This is a genomic window from Modestobacter italicus, assembly GCF_000306785.1.
GTDB lineage: Bacteria > Actinomycetota > Actinomycetes > Mycobacteriales > Geodermatophilaceae > Modestobacter > Modestobacter italicus.
In genome coordinates, this window is the sequence record NC_017955.1 from 2,035,561 (window position 1) to 2,061,706 (window position 26,146).

Genomic DNA, 26,146 nt, shown 5'->3' on the forward strand with positions numbered 1-26,146 from the left:
CGGACAGGGTGACCAGCGTCTCACCCAGCGCGCGGACGACGGCAGTCCCGCCGGGCCCCCGGCAGCCTCGACACTGGGGCCCGTGGACCCGGACGTGCAGCTGCTGCTCACCGCCGCCGACCGGCTGGAGGAGCTCGCCGCCCGCACGACCGGCGGCCGCTGGACCGTCCGCGGGCTGCTCGCCTCACGCCCGGAGGTGGTCGCCGTGCACGTCGACGGCGGCTCGGAGCACGTGGCCGAGGCGCGGGCCCGGACCGCGGAGTGGATCCGCACGCTGTCCCCGGCGGTCGCCGGCCCGCTCGCGGGCTGGCTGCGGGCCGCGGCACGGCCGCCGGTGGACCCGCACGCGCTCGCCGTCGCGCGCGAGCTGCTCGGCTGACCGACCCGTCCGCCGGCTCGGTACGGTCCCGCCGTGGACCGGATCGCCGCCCTGTACGAGGCCTTCACCAGCCGCGACATCGACGCCGTCGTGGCCCAGCTCGCCCCCGACGTGGACTGGCCCGACGCGATGCACGGCACCCGGGTGGTCGGTGCCGACGCCGTCCGGGCCTACTGGCTGGGCCAGTGGGAGGTGGTCGACCTGGCCGTGACGCCCCGCCGGGTGCGGGAGCTGCCCGACGGCCGGGTCGAGGTGCTGGTCGAGCAGGTCGTCCGGGACTCCGACGGCGACCTGCTCAGCCACGCGTTCGTCCTGCACACCTACACCGTCGACGGCTCGGGGGTCCGCCGGATGGACGTCGGCGACCCGCAGAGCGTCTGAGGGCGCGTTACTCGGGCCGGTCGCCGTCCTGCTCGGCCAGGAACTGCTCGATCTGCGCCCCGAGCTCCTCGCCGCTGGGCATCTCCCCGCCGAAGCCGAGCAGGCCGGTGTCGTCGCGGGCGGCGGTGAAGGAGTCGAACTGCTCCTCCAGCGCGGCGACGACGGCGGTGTTCTCGCTGGACCGGCCGATCTGCTCGTCGACCTCGGTGCGGTTGGCCTCGGCGGCCTCGCGCAACGTCTCGGTCGGCACGTGCAGCCCGGTCAGCGTCTCCAGGTGCTCCAGCAGGGTGAGCGAGGCGGCCGGGTAGGTGGCCTGGGCCAGGTAGTGCGGCACGTGCGCGGCGACTCCGAGGGCGTCCACCCCGGCCTCGCCGAGCCGCAGCTCGAGCAGCGCGCCCACGCTGCCGGGGATGCGCATCTCGCCCCAGTAGACCGGGTAGGACTCGATGAGCTGGCGGCGCGTGGCGTGCGCGGTGACGGTGACCGGCCGGGTGTGCGGCACCGGCATGGGGATCGCGTGCAGGGCCACCACCGAGGTCACCCCCAGCCGGTCGACGAGCTGCTGGACCGCGGCGATGAACCGCTCCCAGGCGAAGTCCGGCTCGGCGCCGTGCAGCAGCAGGAACGGGGTGCCGCCGTCGTCCTCCAGCGCCCACAGCCCGATCTCGGGGGCGACCACCGACTCGTACCGGTCGCCGCTGAACACCATCCGGGGGCGGTGCCCGCGGTAGTCGACCAGCGCGTCGACGTCGAACCGGGCGATCAGCGTCGCCGGCAGGGCGTCGAGCAGGTGCGCGCCGGCCAGGGCGCCGGCGTGGGCGGCGTCGAACTCACCGGCCAGGTCGTGGACGAGGACCAGCCCGGCGCGCTCCTCGGGCGACGAGACCGCCGCCTCGCGGGCGAGGAGCGGCTCGGCGTCGGGGAGCACCTCGACGAGATCCTCCGGTCGCTGCGGCACGGCTCGGTCCTCCCAGGGGATCAGGGTCTTCTCACCGGTGAAGCCGCAGCCGGCGCCGGGCATTCCCGAGCAGCCCGCGACCGCCGGCCGCGACCTCGGCCGGGGTGGCGTCCTCGGACTCGGGGTTCACCGGCGGCTCGGCCTCCGCGGGCCGGCGCACCAGCTGGGCGCCGGAGGAGTCCCCGGTGAGCTGGTGGGTGGTGCCGTCCGGGCCGACCTCCGGCGTGAGGCCGTCGAGCTGGTCGCGGCCGTACCGGTAGGCCACCGCGATCAGCGCCGCGACCGGCACCGAGAGGAAGGCGCCGATGATGCCGGCCAGGCTGCTGCCGGCGGTCACCGCGAGGATGACCACCGCCGCGTGCAGGTTCAGGCCGCGCCCCTGGATGATCGGCTGCAGGACGTTGCCCTCGAGCTGCTGCACCAGCAGCACGATGACCAGGATCCAGATCGCCGTCGTGACCCCGTTGCTCACCAGCGCGATGAGCACGGCGAACGCGCCGGCGACGAACGCACCGATGATCGGGATGAACGCGCCGAAGAAGGTCAGCACCGCCAGCGGCAGCACCAGCGGCACGTCGAAGACGAGCAGCCCGAGCCCGATGAAGAACGCGTCGACGAAGCCGACCAGCGCCTGCTGGCGGATGAACTCCGACAGCGTCGTCCAGGCCTTGCCGGAGAGCGCGGCCACGTGCGGCGCGGCCCGCGGCCCGGTCTGGGCGGCCAGCCACGGCGTCCACTTGGGGCCGTCCTTGAGGAAGAAGAAGGCCAGCACCAGCGCCAGGACCAGGTTGACCAGCGCGTTGCCGATCGTGGTCGCGGTGGTGACCGCGTAGCCGGCGATGTTCTGGGCGTTGCTCTGCACAGTGTTGATCACCGAGTCGACGGCGTTGCCGACCTGCTCGTCGCCCAGGTTGAACGGCGGACCGGCCAGGTACTCCTGGACCTGCTGCAGGCCGCCGGTCACGCCGTCGGCGAGCTCCTCGACCTGGCCGACGACCTGCGGCGCGATCACCGCGATGATGCCGCCGATCGCGGCGAGGAAGACCAGCAGCACCGTCGCCGACGCCAGCGCCGGGGGCCAGTGGTGCTTGCGGAGGAACCGGGTGGCCGGCCACAGCACGGTGGTGAACAGCAGCCCGAGGACGACGGGGAGCAGGACGACCCACAGCTTGCCGAAGACGTAGCCGAGGATCACCAGGGCGATCACGATCAGGATCAGCTGGGCCGAGGCGATCGCGACGCTGCGGGTGGCCGCCGCCATGCGCTGGGAGCGCTGGGGACCCGGGACGGGTGCCCGGGTGCCGACGTTCTCGCTCTCGTCGGTCGGGCGGGTGTCGTCGGGGCCGACGGACGTCGCGCCGCTGGCCCCGGTCGTCGGGGAGGGGGCGGCGGGCGGGGCGTCGGCCGTCGGAGAGGCCCCGGCCGTCGGGCGGTCGGCGGCCGTGAGCGGCTCGGCGGAACGGTCGGCGGACATGCGTTGATCCCAACACACAGCGGGCCAGCGCACCGGTCCACCGCGACCGTGGCGTGATCTCCGACCGGCCGCTGTCGGACCCGGGTCGTAGGTTCACCCCATGCCAAGGACCGCCACCGCCGACCGGGTCGAGCGCGACGAGCTGCTCGCCTTCCTCCGTCCCCGGCACAAGGCCCTGCTGCTCACCCGCCGCAGCGACGGCTCGGCGCAGCTGTCCCCGGTCTCCTGCGGCGTCGACGAGCAGGGCCGGGTGGTGGTCTCCACCTACCCGCAGCGCGCCAAGGCGGTCAACGCGCGGCGCGACCCGCAGGTGTCGCTCTGCGTGCTCTCCGACGACTTCGACGGGCCCTGGGTGCAGGTCGACGGGCAGGCCGAGGTGCTCGACCTCCCCGAGGCCCTCGAGCCGCTGGTCGACTACTACCGCGCGATCAGCGGCGAGCACCCGGACTGGGCGGAGTACCGCGCCGCCATGGCGCGGCAGGGCAAGTCGCTGCTGCGGGTGACCATCGAGCGCTGGGGCCCGGTCGCCACCGGCGGCTTCCCGCCCGAGCTCGCCGGCTCCTGACCCCGCCGGTGCTTGCCAAGTCTGCAGGCTTGCTTTTGCCCCTGCAAGGTGCTGGACTTGCGGAATGCCGTTCGTGCTGACCGTGGACCAGCGGGGGAGCAGGCGCAGCGCCGACCGGGTGCCCGGGGTGCTGAGCGCGCTGTCGGGGGTGCCCACCGTGCTCCGGTTCGAGCGCACCGCCGGTGACGAGTTCCAGGGCGTGCTCGACGACCCCGCGGTGGTCGTCGACGTGGTCCGCCGGCTGGTCCGCGACGGTGGCTGGAGCGTCGGGATCGGCGCCGGGCCGGTGCAGACCCCGCTGCCCGGCAGCACCCGCGCGGGCGCCGGGGCGGCCTTCATCGCGGCCCGCAGCGCGGTCGAGGCGGCCAAGCGGCGCCCGGTCCGGGTCGCCGTCCGGGGCGCGGCCGTCGAGCCGGCCGCCGACGCGCAGGCCGTGCTCACCGCCCTCGCCGCGCTGGTCGAGCGGCGCAGCGACCAGGCCTGGGAGGCGATCGGCCTGGTCGAGGCCGGCCGCACCCAGGCCGAGGCCGCCACGGAGCTCGGCATCTCCCGGCAGGCGGTCGGGCAGCGGCTGGCCGCCGGGCTGTGGGAGGTCGAGCGCGACCTGCGCCCGGCCGCGGCCCGGCTGCTGGCGCGGGCGGTCGGATGACCATCGCCGTGCTGGTGCTGCTCGGCGTGCTCGCCGTCGCCGGTGCCGGCCTGACCCCGCGCAGCGACACCCGGCGCAGCGCGCTCAGCGCCGGGCTGCTGGTGGTGGTGCTCGGCGTCGCCGGCGCGCTGGCCTGGCGGACCGGCCGGGTGGGGGAGCAGGTGCAGGCCGTCGGGGTGCTGCTCGCGGTGGCCGCCGCGGCCCTCGGCGGGGGCCCGGTCGCGACCGCGGTGCTCCGCGCCGCCGACCCCGACCGGGGGCCGTCCCGCCGCCGGGCGTCGGACCCGGAGGTGCTGCGCGGCGGCACCTGGATCGGCGTCCTGGAGCGCACCGCCATCGCCGCGACGGTGCTCGCCGGGTTCGCCGAGGGGCTCGCGGTCCTGATCGCGGTGAAGGGCCTCGGGCGGTTCAACGAGCTGAAGGCCCCGGTCGCCTCGGAGCGCTTCATCATCGGCACGCTGGCCAGCGGCCTGTGGGCCCTCGCCTGTGTCGGCGTCGCCGTCCTGCTCCGCAGCTGACGAGGCTCCTCCGCTAGTCGGTGAAGACCTCGATCTGGGCGCCCATCTCGACCAGGCGTTCGTAGAGCTGCTCGTAGCCGCGGGCGATGATGTCCACGTTGCGCAGCACCGACGTGCCCTTGGCGGCCAGCATGGCCAGCAGGATGCAGACCGCCGGGCGCAGCGCGGGCGGGCAGACGATCTCCGCGCCCGACCAGCGGGTCGGCCCGGAGACCAGCACCCGGTGCGGGTCGAGCAGCCGGACGTCGGCGCCCAGCCGGGTCAGGTCGGACAGGTGGATCGCCCGGTTGTCGTAGACCCAGTCGTGGATCACCGTCTCGCCGGTCGCGGTGGCGGCGATGACCGCGAAGAAGGGCAGGTTGTCGATGTTGAGCCCCGGGAAGGGCATCGGGTGCACCTTGTCGATGGGCGCCCGCAGCTGCGAGGGGTGGATGGTGACGTCGACCAGCCGGGTGCGGCCGTTGTCGGCGGCGTACTCCGGCGAGAGGTCGAACCGCAGCCCCATCTCGGCCAGGATGGCCAGCTCGATCTCCAGGAACTCGATCGGCGCCCGCCGCACGGTGAGCTCCGAGCCGGTGACGATGCCGGCGGTCAGCAGGCTCATCGCCTCCACCGGGTCCTCACTGATGGTGTGGTCGACGTCGGCGTCCAGCACCGGGCGGCCGGTGACCACCAGCGTCGTCGTCCCGAAGCCGGTGATGCCCACGCCGAGCTTCTCCAGGTAGAGGCAGAGGTCCTGGACCATGTAGTTCGGGCTGGCGTTGCGGATGGTGGTCGTGCCCTCGTGCCGGGCGGCGGCCAGCAGCGCGTTCTCGGTGACGGTGTCGCCGCGCTCGGTCAGCACGATCGTGCGGTCGCTGCCCGGGCGGCGGGTGACGGTGGCGTGGTACTCGCCGGCGTGCGCCTCGACGTCCAGGCCGAAGGGCCGCAGCGCGATCATGTGCGGCTGCACGGTGCGCGTGCCCAGGTCGCAGCCGCCGGCGTAGGGCAGCTGGAACTCCTCGGCCCGGTGCAGCAGCGGCCCGAGGAACATGATGATGCTGCGGGTCCGGCGGGCCGCGTCGGCGTCGATCGCGGACAGGTCCAGCCGCTCCGGGACGACGATCGTCAGGTCGCGGCCGGCGCCGTCCCAGGTCGCCTGGACGCCGATCGAGGTCAGCACGTCCAGGATCCGGTCGACCTCGACGATCCGGGAGACGTTGCGCAGCGTCGTCCGGCCGCGGTTGAGCAGCGAGGCGCACAGCAGGGCCACCGCGGCGTTCTTCGACGACTTCACCGTCACGCTGCCGTGCAGCGGGGTACCGCCGGTGACCCGCAGGTGGGTGGGGCCGGTCCGGCCGACGGTGATCAGCTCGCTCTCCAGCGCGGCCGACAACCGGCCGAGCAGCTCCAGCGTCAGGTTCTGGTTGCCCTGCTCGATCCGGGCGATCGCGCTCTGGCTGGTGCCCAGCCGGTCGGCGAGCTGGGACTGGGTGAGGCCGTGGTGCCGGCGGGCGTCGCGGACCAGGGCGCCGATCTGGCGGAGCGACTGGCCGGTGGTGTCATCGGTGAGCGTCATCGGCGGGCACCATATCTCACACATGAGATGCGGACGGTCTGGTGGTGCCGGGTGTCGGCGCGCCACCATGCGGCGTGACCTGGTTCTGGCTCGTCGTGCTCGCCGCTCTCGGCACGCTGCTGCTGGCCGCCTGGCGGATGGACCGCGCGGTCCGCCGCCGCGGCTCCCGGGTGCTCCACCACGCCGACGTGTGGCGGGACGTCCGGGACTCCCGGCGGGACGTCGAGGCGACGAACCCGTTCAGCAGCGACAACTCGTGGAGCAGCTGGAGCCGGCGCAACCGCCGGTGACGGCCGCGGGTGCCGCCGGGATGATCACCCGGCAGGATGGGCAGGCCGACCCGGTACCTGCTGCGAGGAGAACCCGTGTCCGAGACCCCGGCGCCCACCGGCGCCGTCGCCCATCCCGACCTGCTCGCCGTCTACGTCAACGACCACATCGCGTCGGCGGCCGGCGGCATCGAGCTCGTCACCCGGATGATCGGCGCGCACCGGGGCAGCGCCCACGAGGACGGCCTGCGCCAGCTGCTCGACGAGCTGCGCCAGGAGAAGAGCGACCTGACCGCCACCGCGCGGTCGCTGGACCTGCCGGTGCGGCAGTACAAGCAGGTGGCCGTGTGGGTCGCGGAGAAGGCCAGCCGGCTCAAGCTCAACGGGCACGTGCTCAGCCGCTCGCCGCTCAGCTCGCTGGTCGAGTTCGAGTTCCTGGCCTCCGCCGTCCGCGGCAAGCGCAGCGGCTTCGAGACCCTTCGGATCGCCGCGGAGGTCGACCCGCGGATCGACAAGGTCCTCCTCGACTCGCTGATCGACCAGGCCAACCGGCAGTTCCACTGGCTCACCGAGGCGCGGCGCCAGGTGGCCGCCACGATCTTCGGCGGCGATCCGGGCGTGCTGGCCGACGTCGACGAGGCCTGACCGCGCGAGGCTCCCGGCCCGCAGGTAGAACTCCGGGCATGTGCCACGACCACGACAGCCGCCCGCCCGCCCCGCCCCGCTCCGGGGACGTGGCCGAGCGCGGCACGCTCACCCTCACCGCCGCCGACGGCACCGAGTTCTCCGCCGCCTACGCCGCCCCGGCCGCGCGGCCGCGCGCCGGCGTGGTGATCCTGCCCGACATCCGCGGCCTGCACCCCTACTACGTGGCGCTGGCCGAGCGGTTCGCCGAAGCGGGGCTCCCCGCGGTCGCCGTCGACTACTTCGGGCGCACCGCCGGCGTCGCGGAGGGCGGTACCCGCGGCGAGGACTTCGACTGGCAGAGCCACATCCCGCAGACCACCCCGGCCGGGGTGGACGCCGACACCGCCGCGGGCATCGCGTACCTGCGCAGCCGGACCGAGGCCACCTTGCCGGTCGTCACCGTCGGGTTCTGCTTCGGCGGCAGCCACGCCTGGCGGCAGTCCGCCGCCGAGCTCGACCTGGCCGGCAGCGCCGGCTTCTACGGCAAGCCCAGCATGGTGGGCGAGGCGGCCGACGCCGCCCGCCGGCCGGTCGTGATGATCATCGCCGGGGCGGACGCGGCCACGCCGGTGGAGGACCAGCGCGCCCTCGCCGCGACCATGCGCGCCGCGGGTGCCGACGTCGACGACGTGGTCTACGAGGGGGCGCCGCACTCCTTCTTCGACCGCGCCTTCGGTGAGTGGGCCGAGGCCTGCGACGACGCGTGGCGGCACGTGCTCGCCCTCACCGACCGGGTCGCCGCGGGCTGAGGGCCCCGGTCCGCCTCCGCTGCCGGCCACCTAGGGTCGGCAGCGTGAGCGAACCGATCGACCCGGGTGTCATCGCGCTGGCCGCGAAGGTCTTCGACCTCGCGCGGGAGGGCGACACCGAGCAGCTGACCGCCTACCTGGACGCCGGGGTGCCGGCCAACCTGACCAACGACAAGGGCGACACCCTGCTCATCCTGGCCGCGTACCGCGGGCACGTGGACACCGTCGCGGCGCTGCTGGAGCGCGGCGCGGACCACTCGCGGATCAACGACCGGGGGCAGAGCCCCCTGGCGGCGGCGGTCTTCAAGCAGTCGGCCGGCGCGGTGCGCGCTCTCCTCGCCGCCGGCGCCGACCCGGACGCCGGTTCCCCCAGCGCGCGGGCGACCGCGGAGTTCTTCGACCTGCCGGAGATGTCCGCGCTGCTCAACGGCTGACCGGTGCGGTCCGCCCGGCGGGCTCCGGCACCCGCCCGGGGGCGGGCAGGGCGGCGGTGAGCGCCGCGAGGAGGACGCAGGCGCCCAGCCCGACCAGCCCGATGGCGGTGTAGCCGGAGCTGTCCGGGAACTCCGCCCCGGGGTCGGTCGCGGCCTCCAGCACGGTGGCGCCCAGCGCGCTGCCGACGGCGAACCCGATGTAGCGCAGCACCTGGTTGAGGCTCATCGCGCTGCCGGTCTCGCCGGCCGGGACGGCGGAGACGATCAGCGCGGGCAGGGCGGCGAACACCGTGCCCACCCCGAGCCCGGCGACGGCCATGGCGGCGAACACCTGCCACAGGTCGGTGCGGACGAAGGCGAACAGCACCTCGCCGGTGCCGAGCAGCACCGCCCCCGCGGGCAGCACCCAGCGCCTCCCGACGGCCCGCTCCAGGGTCCGGGCGAGCCGGCTGGCCAGGAAGCTGGCGACCGAGAACGGCAGCAGGACCAGCCCGGCGACGACGATCGACGTCCCGAACCCGTAACCGGTGGACGTCGGCGTCTGGGCGAGCCGGGGCACCGAGGACAGCAGCAGGTAGTTGGCCAGCCCGACCAGCAGCGCCGCGCCGTGCGCGGTGGCCGCGGTGCGGCCGCGCGCCAGCCGCAGGTCGACCAGCGGCGCCGGTGCCCGCAGCTGCCACACCGCCCAGGCGACCAGGGTCACCACCGCCACGACGGCGAGCCCGAGCACCGCCGGTGAGGTCCAGCCCCACGTCTCCGCCTCGCCGAGCGCCAGCAGCCCGGAGGCCAGGCCGGTGCCCAGCAGCAGCGCGCCCGCGACGTCCAGCCGCTGCGGCGGGACCTGCGGCGACGCCGGGTAGACCAGCGCCGCGGCGACGATGGCCAGCGCGCTGGCGCCCGCGCCGAACCAGAACGCGGTGTGCACCCCGCCGAACTCGGCGATCGCGCCGGTGAGCGGGTAGCCCAGCCCGACCCCGGCCGCGACGGTCACTGACAGCGCGGCGACCGTGGACCGGGACCGCTCGCCGGCCAGCGCGGTGCGGGCGGTCGCGATGGCCAGCGGGGTGATGGCCAGCCCCAGGCCCTGCAGCCCTCGGCCGGCGACCAGCCAGCCCAGGCCGAGCGGCAGCGCGGCGAGCACGCTGCCCAGCAGCACGACGGAGAGCACGACCAGCACCACGGCGCGCCGGTGCCGGCCGTCGCCGAGCCGGCCGACCACCGGGGTCGCGACCGCGCCGACGACCAGGGTGACCGTCAGCGCCCACTGGGCGCTGGTGACCGAGACGTCGTTGGCCGCGGCGATCGCCGGGATCAGCGGGGCGCCCAGGCTGCTGATGACCGCGACCAGCATCGCCAGGTAGACCAGCACCGGCACCAGGCCGGGGCGGGCCGCGGGTGGTGCAGGGGTCCCCGAGGTGCTCACGCGCTCCGACGGTAGCTGCGGGAGGCCCCGCACCCGGGGCCCGTCTTCCGTCCAGTGGCGACCTCCGTAGCGTGCACGACGTCAGGGCGACACCAGGGGAGAGGACGGCGATGCCGGACTGGGTGCAGGACGCGGTGTGGTGGCACGTCTACCCGCTCGGCTTCGTCGGCGCAGAGCGGCAGGCGCCGGCCGACGGGACGGTGACCCACCGGCTGGACCGGCTCACCGCGTGGCTGGACTACGCCGTCGAGCTCGGCGCCAACGGGCTCGCGCTGGGCCCGGTGTTCGCCTCGAGCACCCACGGCTACGACACCGTCGACCACGCGCGGATCGACCCGCGGCTGGGTGACGACGCGGACTTCGACGCCCTGGTCGCCGCCGCGCACGACCGGGGCCTGCGGGTGCTGCTGGACGGCGTCTTCAACCACGTGGGCCGGGAGCACCCGGCCTTCCGCGCCGTCCTGGAGCAGGGCCCGGCGGCCCCGACGGCGGACTGGTTCCGGCTGCGCTGGCCGCACGGGCCGGACGCCGAGCCGGAGTACGACACCTTCGAGGGCCACGGACAGCTGGTGGCGCTGGACCACTCCGCCCCGGCGGTCGCGGACTGGGTCACCGGGGTGATGACCGGCTGGCTGGACCGCGGCGCCGACGGCTGGCGGCTGGACGCCGCCTACGCCGTCCCGACGTCGTTCTGGGCGACCGTGCTGCCCCGGGTGCGGGCCCGGCACCCCGACGCCTACGTCGTGGGCGAGGTGATCCACGGCGACTACGCCCGGGTGGTCGCCGACTCCGGCATGGACGCGGTCACCCAGTACGAGCTGTGGAAGGCGGTCTGGAGCTCGCTGAACGACGGCAACCTGCACGAGCTGGCGCACGCGCTGGGCCGGCACGACGGGTTCCTGGACGCGTTCGTGCCGCTGACGTTCGTCGGCAACCACGACGTCACCCGGATCGCCAGCCGGCTCACCGACGTCCGGCACCTGCCGCACGCGCTCGCCGTGCTGTTCACCGTCGGGGGCACGCCGTCGGTCTACGCCGGGGACGAGCAGGCCTTCACCGGGGTCAAGGAGGACCGGGCCGGTGGGGACGACGCCGTCCGGCCGGCGTTCCCGGACACCCCGGCCGGCCTGGCGCCGTACGGCTGGCCCACCTACCGGCTGCACGAGGAGCTGATCGGCCTGCGCCGCCGGCACCGGTGGCTGCACCGCGCCCGGACGACGCCGCTGCACCGGGACAACCGGCAGCTGAGCTACGCGGTGGCCGCCGACGGCCAGCGGCTGGTCGTGGCGCTGAACCTGGCCGACACCGCGGCGCGGCTGCCGGCGCCCGGCGCGGGGGCGGTGCTCGCCGGCGCCGGCACGGTGCGCGGGGACTCCGTCGAGCTGGCGGCGCACGGCTGGGCCGTCCTGGACGGGTGAGCAACCGCACAGCCGCCGCCGGGAATGGCGGGACGGCGTGGCGGCGTCGTCCCTGCACGTGACCCCACCGACCGGGACGACGTCCTCGCGCGCCTACGCGATCTGGCTGGTCGGTCTGCTCGCCTACGCCGTCGCCATCTTCCACCGCGCCTCGCTGGGCGTCGCCGGGCTCGAGGCGCAGGAGCGGTTCTCCGCCGGCGCGTCGGCGATCTCGCTGTTCCTGGTGCTGCAGCTGGGGGTCTACGCCGCGTTGCAGGTGCCGGTCGGCGTGGCCCTGGACCGGTTCGGCTCCCGCCGGGTGATCATCGCCGGGGCGCTGACCATGGCCGCCGGTCAGCTCGTGCTCGCGCTGGCCACCGACGTGCCCACCGCGGTCCTCGCCCGGGTGCTGGTCGGCGCCGGCGACGCGATGACGTTCATCAGCGTGCTCCGGCTGGTGCCGCTGTGGTTCCCCGGCCGCACCGTCCCGGTGATCACCCAGCTGACCGGCATCCTCGGCCAGTTCGGGCAGATCGTGGCCGCCTACCCGCTGGTGCGGCTGCTGCACTCCGCGGGCTGGACGCCGACCTTCGTCGGCGCCGCCGCGGTCGGCGTGCTGGTGGCGGTGCTGGTGCTGGTGGCGCTGCGCGACGCCCCGCCCGGCACGGTGACCGTCCCCCCGTCCGGGATGGCGGTGGTCCGGCGCAACCTGCTCGCCGCCTGGCGGGAGCCGGGCACCCGGATCGGGCTGGCCACCCACCTGGTCACCCAGTTCTCCGGCACGGTGTTCGCCCTGCTGTGGGGCTACCCGTTCCTCACCATCGGGGAGGGCCTCTCCGCCGGCGCCGCGGCGTCCCTGCTCAGCCTGCTGGTGCTGGTCGGGATGGGCTTCGGCCCGCTGCTGGGCCAGCTGGTCGCACGCTGGCCGCTGCGCCGCTCCAACCTGGTGTTCGGCATCCTCGGCGTCACCGCCGCGACCTGGACGGTGGTGCTGCTCTGGCCGGGCCGGGCACCGCTGTGGCTGCTCGTGGTGCTGGTCCTGGTGCTCGGCACCAACGGCCCCGGCTCGATGATCGGCTTCGACTACGCGCGCACCGAGAACCCGGTCGAGCGCTCCGGCAGCGCCAGCGGCGTGGTGAACGTCGGTGGCTTCGTCGCCTCGCTGTGCACCGTGCTGGCGATCGGCTTCGTGCTGGACGCGATGACCCCGGGCAGCTCGACGGACTACTCGCTGGGCGCGTTCCGGGCGGCGTTCTCGGTGCAGTACGTCTTCTGGGCGATCGGCCTGGCCGGCGTCGTCGTCCACCGCCGCCAGCTGCGCGCCCGGTTCGCCCGCGACGGCATCGTCATGGTGCCGCTGCTCGTCGCCGCCCGGGCCCGGCTGCGCGGCGGGTCCGCCTACCCCGTGCGGTCGTCGGCCGGCGACTGAGCGGACCGCGCGAGCACGACCGCGTAGTCGAAGCGTCGGCCGTCGCGCTGCACGGGCAGCCCCAGGTGCTCGACGTCGGCGGCGCGGGCAGGGCGGCCAGCCGCCGCACAGCTCCGGCGCGGGGTCGCTGGACCAGATCGCCAGCACCCCACCGGGCCGCAGCGCCGCCAGCGCCGCGGCCAGCCCGGCCCCGGTGTAGAGGCCGGCGTTGGACTCGTGCACCAGGAACGCCGGGCCGTTGTCGACGTCCAGCAGCACCGCGTCCCAGCGGGGAGCCGGCAGGGTGTCCGCGACGTCCCCGACGTACAGCCGCACAGCCGCAGCCGCCCGGCGGGCAGCTGCGGCAGCCCGGGCAGGCGGCCCAGCGGACCAGCGCCGGCTGCAGCTCGGCGACGTCGACCGCGGCGACCCGCGGTCGGCGAGCACGGTCGCCGCGTCCAAGCCCAGCCCGAGCCCGCCGACGAGCACCCGCAGAGCACCCGCAGCCCCGCCCCGGGGCAGCGGCGCAGCGCCTCGGTGGCCAGCGCCCGCTCGGTGGAGGTGTCGACGTCGTCCATGGCGAAGACGCCGTCGACCACCAGCTCGGTGATCGCGCCGCGGCGGCGCAGCACCACCTCGCCGTGGGCGCCGGAGGTCCGGCCCAGCTCGTGCAGCTCCCCGTCGCCGGTCACCGGAGCAGTCTTCCCCAGCGTTCTCAGCCGAGGGCGGGGTCCGGCGGGTGGTCCCGGTGCCGCGACAGGCCGCCCCGCACGTGCTCGACCATCACCGCTGCCGCCCGGTCGGGGTCGCCACTGCGCAGCGCGGCCAGCACGTCGGCGTGGTCGGTCACCAGGTCGATGTCGGCGTGCACCGAGGTGAAGTAGTCGCCCCAGGCCTGCATCGTCACGCTGCGGCCCCAGAGGTCGTCGAACAGCTCGAGCAGGAACGGGTTCCCCGACGCCTCGACGACCGCCCGGTGGGCGAGCCGGTTGGCCCGGAAGACGTCCGGCCCGCTCGACCCGGCACCGGCGGACAGCCGGCGCAGCGTGGCCTCGATCTCGTCGACGGACGCGACGGCCCGGGCGGCGACCAGCCGCGCGGCCTGCCCCTCCACGGCCTCGCGGACCTCGTAGAGGTGGCCGATGTCCGTGCTGGTCAGGTCCGGGACGACGTAGCCCCGCCCCTCGCCGGCGCGGATGGTGCCCTCGCGCTCCATCCGCTGCAGGGCCTCCCGCACCGGTGTCCGGCTGATCCCGAGCCGCAGGGCGAGGACGTCCTGCACCAGTCGGTCGCCGGGGGCGAGGTCGCCGGAGAGCAGCGCGTCGGTCAGCCGTTCGTAGGCGAGGTCGGCGAGCGAACTGGCGTGGATGCGGCGCAGGACCACCGGATCGCCCTTCATAGCAGTGTGATGCCGATCACTTCTAGACCTTGGAGGCTGCTCGTACACGGTATACGGTCCCGCTCACCGAGCCCGAGACACGCCGGTTCGGCACTCTCTCGAGGAGGCCCCCGTGGCAGTCCAGTTCCCAGACGTCGAGACGACGACGAGCAGCGCGCCGCTGGCGCCGCTGAGCGCCGACGAGATCAGCCGCGCGTCGGCCGTCCTGCGCGACCAGCGCGACCTCGGCCCGCGGGTCCGGTTCGTCTCGGTGACCCTGCAGGAGCCGACGAAGTCCGAGGTCCTCGGCTGGCAGCGCGGGGAGTCGGCGGCCCCGGAGCGGTCCGCGTTCGCCGTCCTCTACGACCGGGACGCCCAGCAGACGATCGAGACGGTGGTGTCGCTGGCCTCCGGCGTGGTCACCTCGTGGCGGGTCGTCGAGGGCGTGCAGCCCGGCGTGATGCTCGAGGAGTTCTTCGCCACCGAGGAGATCACCCGGGCCGACCCCCGCTGGCAGGAGGCGATGCGCAAGCGGGGGGTCACCGACTTCTCGCTGGCCATGATCGACCCCTGGGCCGCCGGCTACGACATCGAGGACCCGTTGGGCCGCCGGCTGATCCGGCCGCTGACCTTCGTCCGGTCCCGCGCGGACGACAACGGCTACGCCCGGCCGGTCGAGGGGCTCATCGTGCTGGTCGACCTCGACCTCATGGAGGTCGTCGACGTCCGCGACCACGGTGTGGTGCCGCTGCCGCCGAAGGCCGGCAACTACATGCCGGAGCTGATGGTCGACGACGACAACCGGCCGGCGCACACCGCCGTCCGCGACGACGTCCGGCCGATCGAGATCACCCAGCCCGAGGGGCCCAGCTTCACCGTCGACGGGCACGCGGTGAGCTGGCAGAAGTGGCGGCTCCAGGTCGGGTACAGCCCGCGGGAGGGGCTCGTGCTGCACCAGGTCGGCTACGAGGACCGCGGCCGGGTGCGCCCGGTGCTGTACCGCGCCTCGCTGTCGGAGATGTACATCCCCTACGCCGACCCGGCACCGACCCACCGGATCAAGAACGTGTTCGACGAGGGGGAGTACGGGGTCGGCCTGCTGCTCAACCCGCTGCAGCTGGGCTGCGACTGCCTGGGGGAGATCCACTACTTCGACGCCGTCGCCAACGACCAGGACGGCCAGCCGGTCACCATCCCCAACGCCATCTGCATGCACGAGGAGGACTTCGGCGTCGGCTGGAAGCACACCGACTTCCGCACCGAGAAGATGGAGGTCCGCCGCTCCCGCCGGCTGGTGGTCTCCTGCTTCGCCACCGTCGGCAACTACGAGTACGGCTTCTTCTGGTACCTGTACACCGACGGCACCATCCAGTTCGAGGTGAAGCTCACCGGCGTCATCTCCACCGGGGCGGTCGCCCCTGGCGAGCAGCCGCGCTTCGGCAACCTGGTGGCCCCCGGCCTGTACGGCCCGCACCACCAGCACTTCTTCAACGTGCGGCTGGACATGCAGGTCGACGGCGAGGGCAACTCGGTCTACGAGGTCGACTCGGTGCCGCTGCCCCCGGGCGAGGACAACCCGTACGGGAACGCCTGGGTCACGCAGAAGACCCTGCTGGCCCGGGAGAGCGAGGCCCAGCGGCTGATCGACCCGTTCGCCGCCCGCACCTGGCAGGTCGTCAACCCGTCGTCGGTCAACGAGCTCGGCCAGCCGGTCGGCTACAAGCTGATGCCGGGGGACAACGTGCTGCCGATGCAGCAGGAGGGCTCCCAGGCCTACGACCGGGCGCAGTTCGCCTACAAGCACCTGTGGGTCACCCGGAACACCCCCGGCGAGCTGTTCGCCGCCGGTGACTACCCCAACCAGAGCCAGCGGCCCGGCGGGCTCCCCGAGTTCGTCAAGGCCGACCGGTCGCTGGAGGACACCGACGTCGTCGTCTGGTACTCCTTCGGCGCGCACCACATCGTGCGTCCCGAGGACTGGCCGGTCATGCCGGTGAGCACGATCGGCTTCCACCTCAAGCCGGTCGGCTTCTTCGACGGCAACCCGGCGCTGGACATGCCGCGCTCGACGCCGGCCTGCCACGCCGAGGGCGACGCGGACGCGTCCTGCCACGACACGGCCCCGGGCGAGACGGTCGGGCAGAGCGCGCGGGAGCAGGTGGCCGAGTGAGCCACTCGGCGGAGGGCAGCCCGGCGGTGCACTCCGACTCCGGGCTGGCGCACGAGTCGATGAGCCAGCTGGAGGTGATGGCCCAGTCGGTCGCCGGCATCGCCCCGAGCGCGGTCATGGCGACCGGGCCGGTGCTGATCGTGCTGTTCGCCGGGCCCGGGGCCTGGCTGTCCTACGTGGCGGCGACGGTCGTCGTCGTCCTGGTCGGGCTGTGCGTCGCCCAGTTCGCCCGGCGGTTCGCCTCCTCGGGCTCGCTGTACAGCTACGTCGCCCGGGGCCTCGGGCCCACCGGGGCGTTCGCCACCGGGTGGAGCCTGGTCATCGGCTACACCTGCATCGCCATGCTCGGCGCGACGCTCATCGGCCCCTTCCTCGGCAGCCTGCTCGACCGGGTGGGGCTGCCGGGGATGACGTCGCAGACCGCCTACATCGTCATGACGGCGCTCGCCGCCGTAGCCGCAGCGGCCTTCGCGGTCATCGGCATCCGGATCTCCACCCGGGTGGGCCTGGTCCTGGAGATCGTCTCGGTCGCCGCGGTGCTGCTGGTGTTCGTCGTCGTCGTGGCCAAGGGCGGGGACAGCTCGGCGCCGTCGCTGTTCGACCTGTCCGGCGTCAGCTTCGACGGCGTGACCTACGGGATCGTGCTGGCGGTGCTGGGCTTCGTCGGGTTCGAGAGCGCGGCGAGCCTGGGAGCCGAGGCCAAGAACCCGCACCGGAGCATCCCCCGGGCCGTGATCGGCAGCGCGGTGCTGGTCGGCCTGCTGTACGTCTTCGCCTCCATCGCCTCGGTGCTGGGCTTCGGCAGCGTCGAGGCGTTCACCAGCAGCGCGGCGCCGGTCAGCGACCTGGCCGAGCGGTACGGGCTGAGCAGCATCGTCTGGATCGTCGACCTGGGGGTGGCCGCGTCGTTCTTCGCGGTGACGATCGCCAGCATCAACGCGGCGTCCCGGGTGCTGTACACGATGGGCGAGGAGGACGTGCTGCCCGCGGCCCTCGGCCGGGCGCACCGCACGTACAAGACGCCGCACGTGGCGATCGGCGTCCTCGCGCCGGTCGTCGCCCTGGTGCCGGTGGTGCTGATGATCGGCGGCCGCGGACCGTTCGACGTGTACGCCTACGTGGGCACGGTGGGCACCTTCGGGTACATGGTGGGCTACCTGCTCATGGCGGTTGCGCTGCCGTTCTTCCTGCGGCGCCGCGGTGAGGGCAACCCGGCGTCGACGGCGCTGTCGGTCGTCGTCGTGGCTGCGCTGCTCTACGTCTTCTACAAGAACGTCATCCCGGTGCCCGAGTACCCGCTGAACCTGCTGCTGCCGATCTTCGCCGTCGTGCTGGCGCTGGGGATGGGCTGGTACTTCCTGGTGCGGTCCCGTCGGCCCGAGGTGCTGGCCGAGGTCGGCAGCACCGAGGAGGAGCCGGTCGCGCCGCACCCGCACCACCTCGACGGGCACCGGGTCCCCCCGCCGGCCGCGGCCGACCCCGCCGAGACCGCGCCGACGGTCGACCGGACGTGAGCACCGGCGGGGCCGCCCGGGTCGTGGCCCCGGGTGAGGGTGGCGGCCGTCGTCGCGCGCTCTGCGTCGCGGTGCACGTGGCGACGGCCACCTCCGCCGGCCACGGCGGCCCGGCCGAGCGGGCGGTGTTCGCCGCCATGGCGGTGGCCTGCCTGCCGTGCGTCCGGGCGCTGTGGCGGCGTCCGACGCGGGGCGTCTGGCGGGCGACCGCGGTCATGTACGGCGGCATGCTCTTCCTGCACCTCCTGCTGCTCAGCGCCGCGTCGGGTCGCTCCGAGCACCTGGCCGGCGCGCACCACCCGGCCTCCGCCGGCGCGGGGCTGGGCATGTGGGGCGGGCTGCTGCTGGCCGCACTCCAGGTGGCGGTCGCCGTTGCGGTGCTGGTCAGCGGCAGGCTGCCCCAGGTCGACCCGGTCGGGGTGCGGGCGGGCTGACCGGGTCGGGTGGTCAGCGGGCGCGGAAGCGCAGCTCCTGGCCGGGGCGGAGCTGGGCGCACCGGTCGACGTCGGCGTCGGCCACGTAGCCGATGACCGGGTAGCCGCCGGTGACCGGGTGGTCGGCGAGGAAGAGCACCGGGGTGCCGGCCGGCGGCACCTGCAGCGCGCCGCGCACCATGCCCTCGCTGGGCAGCTCGCCGGTGCGCAACCGGTCGAGCGGCACGCCGTCCAGCCGCAGGCCGACCCGGTTGCTGTCGCTGCTGACCGTCCACGGCTGCCCGACCAGCCCCGACCAGCCGGCGGCACCGAACCAGTCGGCGCGGGGGCCGGGCAGCACGCCGACGGTCACCTCGCCGCCGGGTGGGTCGGCGACCGGGGCCAGGTCGACGCCGGGAGGCGGGTCGGTCGGCTCGCCGACCGGCAGCACGTCGCCGGCCGCGACGACGGGCGGGCCCAGCCCGGAGAGGACGTCGGTGGCGCGGGAGCCGAGCACCGGCGGGACGGAGATGCCGCCGCGGACGGCGAGGTAGCTGCGCAGCCCGCTTGCCGGGGCCCCGAGCCGCAGCTCCGCACCGCGGCGGAGCACCGCCGGCGCGGCGTGCGGCGCACCGGGGCAGCGGGCCCCGGTGCTGACCACCAGCAGGTCGGACTCTGCGCGGACGGCCAGCCCGCCGAACGTCACCTCGAGCACCGCTGCGTCCGGGGGGTTGCCGACCAGCCGGTTCGCCAGCGCCGCGGCGGCCCGGTCGCAGGCGCCGGACCGGCCGATGCCGAGCGCGCCCTGGCCCGGGCGGCCCTCGTCCTGGACGGTGGTGAGCGGCCCGGTGGCCAGCACGGTGAGCGACCTCATGCCGGCGTGAACCGCACCCGGGTGCCGGGGCGGAGCAGCGCGGCCGGGTCCCGGGACAGGTCGAACACGGCGACGTCGGTGCGGCCGATGAGCTGCCAGCCGCCGGGGGACTCGCGCGGGTAGACCCCGCTGAACTCCCCGGCCAGCGCCACCGACCCCGGCGGGACCCGGGTCCGCGGGGTGGACCGGCGCGGCACGTCCCACCCGCCGCCGTCCTGGGTCAGGTAGCCGAAGCCGGGCGCGAAGCCGCAGAAGGCGACCGTCCACTCCCGGCCGGTGTGCCGCTCCACCAGCTGGTCCGGGGTCAGCCCCAGCAGCTCGGCGGCGTCGCCGAGGTCGGTGCCGTCGTAGTGCACCGGCAGCTCGACGGTGTCCCCGGACCGCTGCGCACCCGGTCGCGGGGTCGTCGTCCGCACCGCGGCGGCCACCGCGTCCAGGGTGGTGCGCGCCGGGTCGGTCACCAGCAGCACGGTCCGGGCCGCCGGGACGACGTCCACGACGCCGGCGGGGGGCGCGTCGCCGAGGGCGGCGTAGAGCGCGAGGACGTCGTCGAGGGAGTCCAGCTCGACGAGCAGGGCGGCGCTGCCGCTGGGGAGGAGCCGCATCAGCCGGCGAAGGGGGCCAGCTCGACCCCCGCGGCGGTGAGCGCCTGCCGCACCTGCCGGGCGATCTCCACCGCGCCGGGGGTGTCGCCGTGCACGCAGATCGAGCCCGGCTGGAGGGTCAGCTCGCCGCCCTCGACGTCCCGGATCGGCTCGCCGGCGGCCATCGCCACGCACCGCGCGGCGATCTCCGCGGGGTCGTGCAGCACGGCGCCGGACAGCCGGCGGGAGACCAGCGTGCCCTCGGGGGTGTACGCCCGGTCGGCGAAGGCCTCGTGGACCACGGTGAGCCCGGCCTCGGCGGCCAGCCGGAGCCAGGCCGAGCCCGGCAGCCCCAGCACCGGCAGCGTCCGGTCGTAGGCGACGACCGCCGCGACCACGGCGGCGGCCTGCTCCTCGTGGTGCACGATCGCGTTGTAGAGGGCGCCGTGCGGCTTGACGTAGCGCACCCGGTCGCCGGCGATCCGGGCGAAGCCCTCCAGCGCGCCGAGCTGGTAGACGACGTCCGCGGTGAGCGCCTCCGGCTCGACGTCGATGAACCGGCGACCGAAGCCGGGCAGGTCGCGGTAGCCGACCTGCGCGCCGATGGCCACGCCGGACGCGACCGCCCGGGCGCACACCCGCCGCATGGTCGGGGCGTCGCCGGCGTGGAAGCCGCAGGCCACGTTGGCGCTGGTGACCACGCCGAGCAGCGCGTCGTCGTCCCCGAGGGTCCACTGGCCGAAGCCCTCGCCGAGGTCGGAGTTGAGGTCCACCCGCGCAGCCTGCGTCACGAGAAGAGATCGATCACCGGGCGGACCGAGTTCACCGCCAGGTAGAGCGTCACCAGCCAGGCGACCCAGCCGATCCCCAGCAGCCAGCGGGGGTAGCGGTAGCCGCGCAGCAGGTCGGTGCGCCGGGTGGCCACCCACAGCAGGACGGCGATCCCGATCGGCAGCAGCAGGCCGTTGAAGGCACCGGCGAAGACCAGCAGGGTCGCCGGCGCGGTGCCGATGAGCAGGAAGGCCAGCGTGGTCACCGCGATGAAGCCGACGACCAGCAGCGTGCGGGTGCGGTCGCTGGTGCGGGTCCGGGAGGTGACGAAGGAGACGGTCGTGTACGAGGCACCGATGACGCTGGTGATCGCTGCCGCCCAGAGCACGACGCCGAACACCCGGAGCCCCACCTCGCCGGCGGCCTGGCCGAAGGCCGAGGCGGCCTGGTTGTCCGGGTCGAGTGCCGCGCCGCCGGTCACCACGCCGAGGATCGCCAGGAAGAGGAGGATCCGCATGACCGCGGTGATGAGGATGCCGGTGACCGAGCCGCGGGTGATGTCCCGGACGTGCTCCGGCCCGGCGACGCCGGAGTCGAGCAGCCGGTGCGCGCCGGCGTAGACGATGTACCCGCCGATCGTGCCGCCGACCAGCGTGGTGATCGCCAGGAAGTCGACCTCCTCGGGCAGGACGACGTTCCGCAACGCCTGCCCGACCGGCGGGCCGGACGTCACCGCGACGTAGGCGGTCAGCGCGATCATCACCAGGCCCAGGACGACGACGATCCGGTCGACGGCCACCCCGGCACGCTTGCTCAGGAAGATCCCGATGGCGATCAGCGCCGAGATCGCGCCGCCGATCTTCGGGTCCAGACCGAACATCGCGTCGGTGCCCAGGCCGGCCCCGCTCACGTTGCCGATGTTGAACACCAGCCCGCCGATCAGCAGGAACCCGGCCATCACCCAGCCCAGGCCGGGGGCGACGAGGTTGCCCAGCTCCTGGGCCCGCCGACCGCTGACGCCGATGACCCGCCAGACGTTCAGCTGCAGGGCGATGTCGATGAGGATCGAGATGAGGATCGCGAAGGCGAACGCGGCGCCCAGCTGGACGGTGAACGCGGTCGTCTGGGTGATGAACCCCGGTCCGATGGCCGAGGTGGCCATCAGGAACATCGCCCCGAGGAGGGTGGAGCGGGTGCTCGCGGCCAGCCGGCCACCCGGCGGTGCGGTCGCGGTGTCGGTGCCGTGCTGCTCCGGGGTGTGCGACATGGGGCGCTCCAGGGTTCCTGCGGTGAGCGGATCCGGGAACTGCGCTGTGTCCTGGTGGTGAACGACCGTAGGGTCGGCCAGGCCCTCCGGCAATTCGAGCTCCCGCACCCGAGGAGGTCTCCGATGACCACCACCGCTGCCGCCACCGGCACCGACCCGGTCGCCCGCCGCACGCCCGCCGACGCCCGGGCGCGCTACCGGGCCGGTCTCGCGGTGCCCAGCTCCGGCGAGGCGCCGGGCTTCACCCAGGCCAACCTCGTCGTCCTCCCGCGGGACTGGGCCTGGGACATGCTGCTGTTCGGCCAGCGGAACCCGCAGCCGGTGCCGCTGCTGGACGTCACCGACCCGGGGTCGGTCGGCACCGTGCTGGCGGCCGGCGCCGACCTGCGCACCGACCTGCCGCGGTACCGGGTCTGGCGGGACGGGGAACTGGTCGACGAGCCGACCGACGTCACCGACCTGTGGACCGACGACCTGGTCGCCTTCCTCATCGGCTGCAGCTTCAGCTTCGAGAACGCACTGCTGGACGCCGGCGTGCCGGTGCGCAACGTCGAGCAGGGCCGGAACGTGTCGATGTACCGCACGAACCGGGCCTGCCGGCCGGCCGGGCGGCTGTCCGGGCCGCTCGTCGTCTCGATGCGACCGGTGCCCGCGGAGCTGGTCGCGACGGCGGTGCAGGTCACCGCCCGGATGCCGCAGGTGCACGGCGCGCCGGTGCACGTCGGGTCGCCGTCGGCCCTGGGCATCGCCGACCTCGCCCGGCCCGACTTCGGCGACCCGGTCGAGTGCGCGGAGGGTGACGTGCCGGTGTTCTGGGCCTGCGGGGTCACGCCCCAGGCGGCGCTGATGGCCTCCCGCCCGCCCTTCGCCCTCACCCACGCGCCGGGGCACATGTTCGTCACCGACGTCCCGGACGCCGCCTACCGGCAGCTGTGAGCGCGGCCGTCGTCGCCCGGCTGCGGGCCGCCGGCTGCGTGTTCGCCGAGGACGAGGCGGCGCTGATGCTCGAGGCGGGCGGTGACCTGGAGGCACTGGTCGCCCGCCGGGTCGCCGGGGAGCCGCTGGAGCAGGTGCTGGGCTGGGCGGAGTTCTGCGGTCTGCGGTTCGCCGTCGCGCCCGGGGTGTTCGTGCCCCGGCAGCGCACCCGGGTGCTGGTGCGCGAGGCGGTGGCGCTGGCACGGCCGGGGTCGGTCGTGCTGGACCTGTGCTGCGGCACCGGCGCGGTGGGCGTCGCCGTCGCGGCCGCCGTCGGCGCGGTCGACCTGCACGCCGCCGACGTCGACCCGGCGGCGGTGGCCTGCGCCCGGCGCAACGGCGCGGGCTCGGTGCACGAGGGGGACCTGTACGACGCGCTGCCCGCCGCGCTGCGCGGCCGGGTCGACGTGCTGGTCGCGAACGCGCCCTACGTGCCGACCGGGGCGATCGCGCTGATGCCGCCGGAGGCCCGCGACCACGAGGCCCGGGCCGCGCTGGACGGCGGGGACGACGGGCTGGACGTGCAACGCCGGGTGGCCGCGGGCGCACCGGAGTGGCTCGCGCCCGGTGGGGCGCTGTTGATCGAGACCAGCCGCGGGCAGGCGCCCGGGACGCTGGCCGCGGTGACCCGGGCAGGGCTGACCGCGCGGGTGGTCACCGACGAGGACCTGGCCGGCACCGTGGTGGTCGGCCAGGTCCCCGCCGGCTAGCTGGGCTCGACGCCGAAGGCGGTGGCCAGCTTCTCGATCTTGCGGGCCCGGCCGAGGCGCGGCAGGTCGCTGCCGTCCCGGATGACCTGCCCGCGGGCGTCGAAGTCGGCCAGGAAGTCCCGGGCCCAGGCCACGTCGGAGGGGGCCGGGCTGATGACCTCGTTGATGACCGGCAGCTGGTCCAGCTGCAGGCAGAGCTTGCCGGTGAGGCCGAGGGAGACCGTCAGCGCCGACTGCTCGCGCAGCACCGGGTGGCTGGCGCTCACCGTGGGGCCGTCGATCGGGCCGGGCAGACCGCCGACCCGGCTGGCGATCACCAGCCGCGAGCGCGGGTAGGCCATCGCCAGGTCGTCGGCGCTGGTGCCGGTGTCGCGGCGGTAGTCACCGCTGCCGAACGCGAGCCGGAAGGCGCCGCGCGCGGACGCGATCCGCACCGCCTCCTCGATGCCCAGCGCGGACTCGACCAGGGCGAGCACCGGCGTCGCGCCGCCGAGCCGGTCGGCGGTCTCGGTGACGTGCTCGGCGGCCTCGGTCTTGGCGAGCATGACCCCGGCCAGCCCGGGCAGCCCCTTGAGGGCGTCGACGTCGTCGGACCAGAACTCGGTCGACCGGTCGTTGATCCGGACCCAGGCGCGCTTGTCGCCGCTGCTGAGGTACTCGACCACGTCGGCGCGGGAGGCCGGCTTGCGCGCCGGGTCCACCGCGTCCTCGATGTCGAGCACGACCTGGTCGGCCCGCGACTCGTGCGCGCCGTCGAACAGCTCCGGTCGCGCGCCGTTGACCAGCAGCCACGAGCGAGCGATCCCTGGGTCTACCTGCCTGCCTCTGTGCACCACGCGGGCCATTCTGCTGACCGGGCTCCCGCGGACGGCGCGCGGGGTGGCCCCGGGCGGTCAGGCGGCGGTGCTGCGCAGCCGGTCGAGCAGGCCGACGTGCCAGTCGACGTCGACCCGCCGCCCGCTGGAGCCGCGCGGCCGGACCAGGTCGAAGCGGACCAGCTCCGGGTCGCGGCCGGGAGCCCGGGAGTCGGCCCACAGCAGGGCGAGGTGCTCGCGGCGGGCCGGGTCGCCCGGGACGGCGTCGAGGGCCAGCTGGAGCCGCAGCTGGGCGGTGGGCGACTGGGAGTAGAAGTCGCGCAGCCCGTGGGTGTCGGCGGCCGGCAGCTCGCCGTCCTCGGAGTGCCACACCCGCAGCACCTCGGTGGGCGTGCGCAGGATGAGGCCGCTCATCGGCAGGCCGAGGTTGTCGTTGCCGGGTTCGAGCAGCTCGAGCTGGGTGCCGAACGGGTGGTCGACGTGCTCGGCGTAGGGCCGCAGCCGCTCCATCGCCTCCCGGCGTACCAGCTGGTGGTCGAGGTGGCGGTCGGCGGTGGGCTGCCAGTCGTGGGTGGCGTGGATCGCCCGGCTGACGGCCAGCCCGCGGAGCAGTGCGTCCCGCACCTCGACGAGCAGCGGGTGCAGCCGCCGGACGACGGCTTCGGAGGGGTGGGCCACGACGCAGAGTCTGCCGGGCGGGTGTGACAGTCCGCGGGACCCGGCCCCAGGATCACCCCGTGCCCCCTCTCACCCTGGTCACCGGCGGCAGCCGGGGGATCGGTGCCGCCACCGTCCGCGCCCTCGCCGACCGCGGCCACGACGTGGTCGTCGGCCACCGCACCGGCGCCGCCGAGGCCGCGGCCGTGGTGGCCGACGCCGAGGCGCGCGGCGTGCGGGCGGTCGCCGTCCGGGCCGACGTGACCGACCCCGACGAGGTCGACGCGCTCTTCGCCGCGGCCGGGGAGCTGGGGGTGGTGACCGGGCTGGTGGCCAACGCCGGCGTCACGGCGCACCTGGGCGACCTGGCCGACACCCCGGTGGACGTCGTCCGGCAGGTGCTGGACGTCAACCTGCTCGGCGTCGTGCTGTGCGCCCGGCGCGCGGCGCAGCTGATGTCCCGCCGGCGCGGCGGTGCCGGCGGGTCGATCGTCGCGGTGTCCTCCAGCGCGGCGACCCTGGGCTCGGCGCACGAGTACGTGCACTACGCGGCGGCCAAGGCCGGCGTCGACGCGCTCGTCGTCGGGCTGGCCAAGGAGCTGGCCGACGACGGGGTCCGGGTCAACGCCGTCGCGCCCGGGCTGGTGCGCACCGGCATCCACGCCGGCGCCGGGGACGCCGGGCGGCTGGACCGGGTCACCGGCCGGGTGCCGATGGGCCGGCCCGGCGAGCCGGAGGAGATCGCCCCGGCGATCGCCTGGCTGCTCGGTCCGGAGGCCGCCTACTGCACCGGCGCCGTGCTGCGGGTGGCCGGCGGGCTCTGACGAGGGGCGGGGGTGGTCACGCCGGGTCCGGGTCCTGCCGATGAGCGGGTCGTGATCCGTCATCACCTCGGTGCGAGCTCGCCGCGGAGCCCCCAGTGGTTCGACTCGGCCCACCAGGCCGACATCCTCGCCGCCTACGAGACCCACCTGGCTGCCGGGCTGCACGACCGCAGCCACGCCGGCCCCCGGCCCGAACGGGTCCGCGAGCTCGGCCAGCTGGCCGCGGCCAGCGCGATGCCGGCCCGGGCCGCGCTGCTGCGCTGGGGCGCCCTCCCGGCGCAGGTCCGCAGCGACCTGCTGACCGGGTGGTACGGCAGCCAGTGGCGGCGCAGCGCCGCGGCCTGA

29 protein-coding genes are annotated in these 26,146 nt (G+C 75.0%); 18 read left to right on the plus strand and 11 right to left on the minus strand.

What is annotated here, in order from left to right; all coding sequences use genetic code 11:
* The first annotated feature begins 82 nt into the window (after positions 1–82).
* Both MODMU_RS10010 and MODMU_RS10015 read left to right on the plus strand, forming a co-directional pair.
* Positions 83–379 (plus strand): hypothetical protein, encoded by a 297-nt coding sequence (locus MODMU_RS10010; protein ID WP_014740110.1) that lies wholly within the window; start codon positions 83–85, stop codon positions 377–379.
* A gap of 33 nt (positions 380–412) precedes the next feature.
* On the plus strand, positions 413–760 hold the full coding sequence (locus MODMU_RS10015) for a nuclear transport factor 2 family protein (RefSeq protein WP_014740111.1): 348 nt from the start codon (positions 413–415) through the stop codon (positions 758–760).
* 7 nt (positions 761–767) lie between these two features.
* Here the strand turns inward: MODMU_RS10015 and MODMU_RS10020 are convergent, their stop codons facing one another.
* Together MODMU_RS10020 and MODMU_RS10025 are read right to left on the minus strand one after the other, a co-directional pair.
* On the minus strand, positions 768–1,718 hold the full coding sequence (locus tag MODMU_RS10020; RefSeq protein ID WP_041796399.1) for a proteasome assembly chaperone family protein: 951 nt from the start codon (positions 1,716–1,718) through the stop codon (positions 768–770).
* 31 nt (positions 1,719–1,749) lie between these two features.
* Positions 1,750–3,192 (minus strand): AI-2E family transporter, encoded by a 1,443-nt coding sequence (locus tag MODMU_RS10025; protein ID WP_014740113.1) that lies wholly within the window; start codon positions 3,190–3,192, stop codon positions 1,750–1,752.
* A 100-nt stretch (positions 3,193–3,292) separates the two neighbouring features.
* Between MODMU_RS10025 and MODMU_RS10030 the strand changes: the two genes are divergently transcribed.
* From MODMU_RS10030 to MODMU_RS10040, 3 genes are all read left to right on the plus strand, one after another.
* On the plus strand, positions 3,293–3,757 hold the full coding sequence (locus MODMU_RS10030; protein WP_014740114.1) for a PPOX class F420-dependent oxidoreductase: 465 nt from the start codon (positions 3,293–3,295) through the stop codon (positions 3,755–3,757).
* Between the two features lie 64 nt (positions 3,758–3,821).
* Complete coding sequence (locus MODMU_RS10035) at positions 3,822–4,406, plus strand: RNA polymerase sigma factor (RefSeq protein WP_014740115.1); 585 nt, start codon at positions 3,822–3,824, stop codon at positions 4,404–4,406.
* Positions 4,403–4,924 (plus strand): hypothetical protein, encoded by a 522-nt coding sequence (locus MODMU_RS10040; RefSeq protein WP_014740116.1) that lies wholly within the window; start codon positions 4,403–4,405, stop codon positions 4,922–4,924. Before MODMU_RS10035 ends, MODMU_RS10040 begins: the two co-directional genes overlap by 4 nt.
* A 13-nt stretch (positions 4,925–4,937) precedes the next feature.
* Here MODMU_RS10040 and MODMU_RS10045 read toward each other — a convergent pair whose 3' ends face one another.
* On the minus strand, positions 4,938–6,482 hold the full coding sequence (locus MODMU_RS10045; protein ID WP_014740117.1) for a helix-turn-helix domain-containing protein: 1,545 nt from the start codon (positions 6,480–6,482) through the stop codon (positions 4,938–4,940).
* A gap of 74 nt (positions 6,483–6,556) precedes the next feature.
* Between MODMU_RS10045 and MODMU_RS10050 the strand changes: the two genes are divergently transcribed.
* The 4 genes from MODMU_RS10050 (at position 6,557) to MODMU_RS10065 (ending at position 8,621) form a co-directional block, all read left to right on the plus strand.
* Complete coding sequence (locus MODMU_RS10050; RefSeq protein WP_014740118.1) at positions 6,557–6,772, plus strand: hypothetical protein; 216 nt, start codon at positions 6,557–6,559, stop codon at positions 6,770–6,772.
* 75 nt (positions 6,773–6,847) lie between these two features.
* Positions 6,848–7,396, plus strand: coding sequence for a hypothetical protein (locus tag MODMU_RS10055; protein WP_014740119.1), 549 nt, complete (start codon positions 6,848–6,850; stop codon positions 7,394–7,396).
* Positions 7,397–7,434: 38 nt separating this feature from the next.
* Positions 7,435–8,187: a dienelactone hydrolase family protein gene (locus MODMU_RS10060; protein ID WP_014740120.1), complete on the plus strand. Its 753-nt coding sequence runs from the start codon at positions 7,435–7,437 to the stop codon at positions 8,185–8,187.
* 44 nt (positions 8,188–8,231) lie between these two features.
* Positions 8,232–8,621, plus strand: coding sequence for an ankyrin repeat domain-containing protein (locus tag MODMU_RS10065; protein ID WP_014740121.1), 390 nt, complete (start codon positions 8,232–8,234; stop codon positions 8,619–8,621).
* On the opposite strand, the gene MODMU_RS10070 is transcribed toward MODMU_RS10065, so the two are convergent.
* Positions 8,611–10,044, minus strand: coding sequence for an MFS transporter (locus MODMU_RS10070; RefSeq protein ID WP_231851828.1), 1,434 nt, complete (start codon positions 10,042–10,044; stop codon positions 8,611–8,613). The two genes, MODMU_RS10065 and MODMU_RS10070, sit on opposite strands and share 11 nt — an antisense overlap.
* Positions 10,045–10,154: 110 nt before the next feature.
* On the opposite strand from MODMU_RS10070, the gene MODMU_RS10075 reads away from it, so the two are divergent.
* Both MODMU_RS10075 and MODMU_RS10080 read left to right on the plus strand, forming a co-directional pair.
* Positions 10,155–11,462, plus strand: coding sequence for an alpha-amylase family protein (locus MODMU_RS10075; RefSeq protein WP_014740123.1), 1,308 nt, complete (start codon positions 10,155–10,157; stop codon positions 11,460–11,462).
* Positions 11,463–11,520: 58 nt separating this feature from the next.
* Positions 11,521–12,870 (plus strand): MFS transporter, encoded by a 1,350-nt coding sequence (locus MODMU_RS10080; RefSeq protein ID WP_051144160.1) that lies wholly within the window; start codon positions 11,521–11,523, stop codon positions 12,868–12,870.
* 694 nt (positions 12,871–13,564) lie between these two features.
* Here MODMU_RS10080 and MODMU_RS10085 read toward each other — a convergent pair.
* On the minus strand, positions 13,565–14,248 hold the full coding sequence (locus MODMU_RS10085) for a GntR family transcriptional regulator (protein WP_014740126.1): 684 nt from the start codon (positions 14,246–14,248) through the stop codon (positions 13,565–13,567).
* Between the two features lie 112 nt (positions 14,249–14,360).
* Between MODMU_RS10085 and MODMU_RS10090 the strand changes: the two genes are divergently transcribed.
* The 3 genes from MODMU_RS10090 to MODMU_RS10100 are packed head-to-tail and all read left to right on the plus strand — an operon-like array spanning position 14,361 to position 18,345.
* The gene (locus MODMU_RS10090; RefSeq protein WP_014740127.1) at positions 14,361–16,397 is read left to right on the plus strand and encodes a primary-amine oxidase; all 2,037 of its coding nucleotides are present in this window, start codon (positions 14,361–14,363) and stop codon (positions 16,395–16,397) included.
* The gene (locus tag MODMU_RS10095) at positions 16,394–17,911 is read left to right on the plus strand and encodes an APC family permease (RefSeq protein ID WP_014740128.1); all 1,518 of its coding nucleotides are present in this window, start codon (positions 16,394–16,396) and stop codon (positions 17,909–17,911) included. Before MODMU_RS10090 ends, MODMU_RS10095 begins: the two co-directional genes overlap by 4 nt.
* On the plus strand, positions 17,908–18,345 hold the full coding sequence (locus tag MODMU_RS10100) for a hypothetical protein (protein ID WP_014740129.1): 438 nt from the start codon (positions 17,908–17,910) through the stop codon (positions 18,343–18,345). The genes MODMU_RS10095 and MODMU_RS10100 overlap by 4 nt, the downstream gene beginning before the upstream one ends.
* A gap of 13 nt (positions 18,346–18,358) precedes the next feature.
* Here the strand turns inward: MODMU_RS10100 and MODMU_RS10105 are convergent, their stop codons facing one another.
* Genes MODMU_RS10105 through MODMU_RS10120 form a run of 4 tightly spaced genes read right to left on the minus strand, consistent with a single transcriptional unit; the run spans position 18,359 to position 21,820 of the window.
* Complete coding sequence (locus MODMU_RS10105; protein WP_014740130.1) at positions 18,359–19,198, minus strand: 5-oxoprolinase subunit C family protein; 840 nt, start codon at positions 19,196–19,198, stop codon at positions 18,359–18,361.
* Complete coding sequence (locus MODMU_RS10110; RefSeq protein WP_014740131.1) at positions 19,195–19,803, minus strand: 5-oxoprolinase subunit B family protein; 609 nt, start codon at positions 19,801–19,803, stop codon at positions 19,195–19,197. The genes MODMU_RS10105 and MODMU_RS10110 overlap by 4 nt, the downstream gene beginning before the upstream one ends.
* Positions 19,803–20,555: a LamB/YcsF family protein gene (locus tag MODMU_RS10115; protein WP_166503445.1), complete on the minus strand. Its 753-nt coding sequence runs from the start codon at positions 20,553–20,555 to the stop codon at positions 19,803–19,805. The genes MODMU_RS10110 and MODMU_RS10115 overlap by 1 nt, the downstream gene beginning before the upstream one ends.
* 14 nt (positions 20,556–20,569) lie before the next feature.
* A complete protein-coding gene (locus MODMU_RS10120) occupies positions 20,570–21,820 on the minus strand; it encodes an NRAMP family divalent metal transporter (RefSeq protein ID WP_014740133.1) in 1,251 nt (416 codons plus the stop codon).
* Positions 21,821–21,943: 123 nt separating this feature from the next.
* Between MODMU_RS10120 and MODMU_RS10125 the strand changes: the two genes are divergently transcribed.
* Positions 21,944–22,756 (plus strand): putative hydro-lyase, encoded by an 813-nt coding sequence (locus MODMU_RS10125; protein WP_014740134.1) that lies wholly within the window; start codon positions 21,944–21,946, stop codon positions 22,754–22,756.
* Positions 22,753–23,505: a putative protein N(5)-glutamine methyltransferase gene (locus MODMU_RS10130; RefSeq protein WP_014740135.1), complete on the plus strand. Its 753-nt coding sequence runs from the start codon at positions 22,753–22,755 to the stop codon at positions 23,503–23,505. The genes MODMU_RS10125 and MODMU_RS10130 overlap by 4 nt, the downstream gene beginning before the upstream one ends.
* Here the strand turns inward: MODMU_RS10130 and MODMU_RS10135 are convergent.
* Positions 23,502–24,341, minus strand: a complete 840-nt coding sequence (locus MODMU_RS10135) for an HpcH/HpaI aldolase/citrate lyase family protein (RefSeq protein WP_014740136.1) — start codon at positions 24,339–24,341, stop codon at positions 23,502–23,504. The genes MODMU_RS10130 and MODMU_RS10135 overlap by 4 nt on opposite strands.
* A 57-nt stretch (positions 24,342–24,398) precedes the next feature.
* Entirely contained in the window at positions 24,399–24,998 is a 600-nt protein-coding gene (locus MODMU_RS10140; protein ID WP_014740137.1) for a hypothetical protein, read from the minus strand.
* A gap of 59 nt (positions 24,999–25,057) precedes the next feature.
* On the opposite strand from MODMU_RS10140, the gene MODMU_RS10145 reads away from it, so the two are divergent.
* Together MODMU_RS10145 and MODMU_RS10150 are read left to right on the plus strand one after the other, a co-directional pair.
* Positions 25,058–25,801: an SDR family NAD(P)-dependent oxidoreductase gene (locus MODMU_RS10145; RefSeq protein WP_014740138.1), complete on the plus strand. Its 744-nt coding sequence runs from the start codon at positions 25,058–25,060 to the stop codon at positions 25,799–25,801.
* Between the two features lie 51 nt (positions 25,802–25,852).
* The gene (locus tag MODMU_RS10150; protein ID WP_014740139.1) at positions 25,853–26,146 is read left to right on the plus strand and encodes a hypothetical protein; all 294 of its coding nucleotides are present in this window, start codon (positions 25,853–25,855) and stop codon (positions 26,144–26,146) included.

What these genes read in the sequence shown, in the direction of transcription:
- MODMU_RS10060 (WP_014740120.1), top strand. Translation starts at nt 7,435, where the DNA reads ATGTGCCACGACCACGACAGCCGCCCGCCCGCCCCGCCCCGCTCCGGG.
- MODMU_RS10045 (WP_014740117.1), bottom strand. Translation starts at nt 6,482, where the DNA reads ATGACGCTCACCGATGACACCACCGGCCAGTCGCTCCGCCAGATCGGC.
- MODMU_RS10120 (WP_014740133.1), bottom strand. Translation starts at nt 21,820, where the DNA reads ATGTCGCACACCCCGGAGCAGCACGGCACCGACACCGCGACCGCACCG.
- MODMU_RS10040 (WP_014740116.1), top strand. Translation starts at nt 4,403, where the DNA reads ATGACCATCGCCGTGCTGGTGCTGCTCGGCGTGCTCGCCGTCGCCGGT.
- MODMU_RS10030 (WP_014740114.1), top strand. Translation starts at nt 3,293, where the DNA reads ATGCCAAGGACCGCCACCGCCGACCGGGTCGAGCGCGACGAGCTGCTC.
- MODMU_RS10125 (WP_014740134.1), top strand. Translation starts at nt 21,944, where the DNA reads ATGACCACCACCGCTGCCGCCACCGGCACCGACCCGGTCGCCCGCCGC.
- MODMU_RS10025 (WP_014740113.1), bottom strand. Translation starts at nt 3,192, where the DNA reads ATGTCCGCCGACCGTTCCGCCGAGCCGCTCACGGCCGCCGACCGCCCG.
- MODMU_RS10110 (WP_014740131.1), bottom strand. Translation starts at nt 19,803, where the DNA reads ATGCGGCTCCTCCCCAGCGGCAGCGCCGCCCTGCTCGTCGAGCTGGAC.
- MODMU_RS10075 (WP_014740123.1), top strand. Translation starts at nt 10,155, where the DNA reads ATGCCGGACTGGGTGCAGGACGCGGTGTGGTGGCACGTCTACCCGCTC.
- MODMU_RS10085 (WP_014740126.1), bottom strand. Translation starts at nt 14,248, where the DNA reads ATGAAGGGCGATCCGGTGGTCCTGCGCCGCATCCACGCCAGTTCGCTC.
- MODMU_RS10105 (WP_014740130.1), bottom strand. Translation starts at nt 19,198, where the DNA reads ATGAGGTCGCTCACCGTGCTGGCCACCGGGCCGCTCACCACCGTCCAG.
- MODMU_RS10035 (WP_014740115.1), top strand. Translation starts at nt 3,822, where the DNA reads ATGCCGTTCGTGCTGACCGTGGACCAGCGGGGGAGCAGGCGCAGCGCC.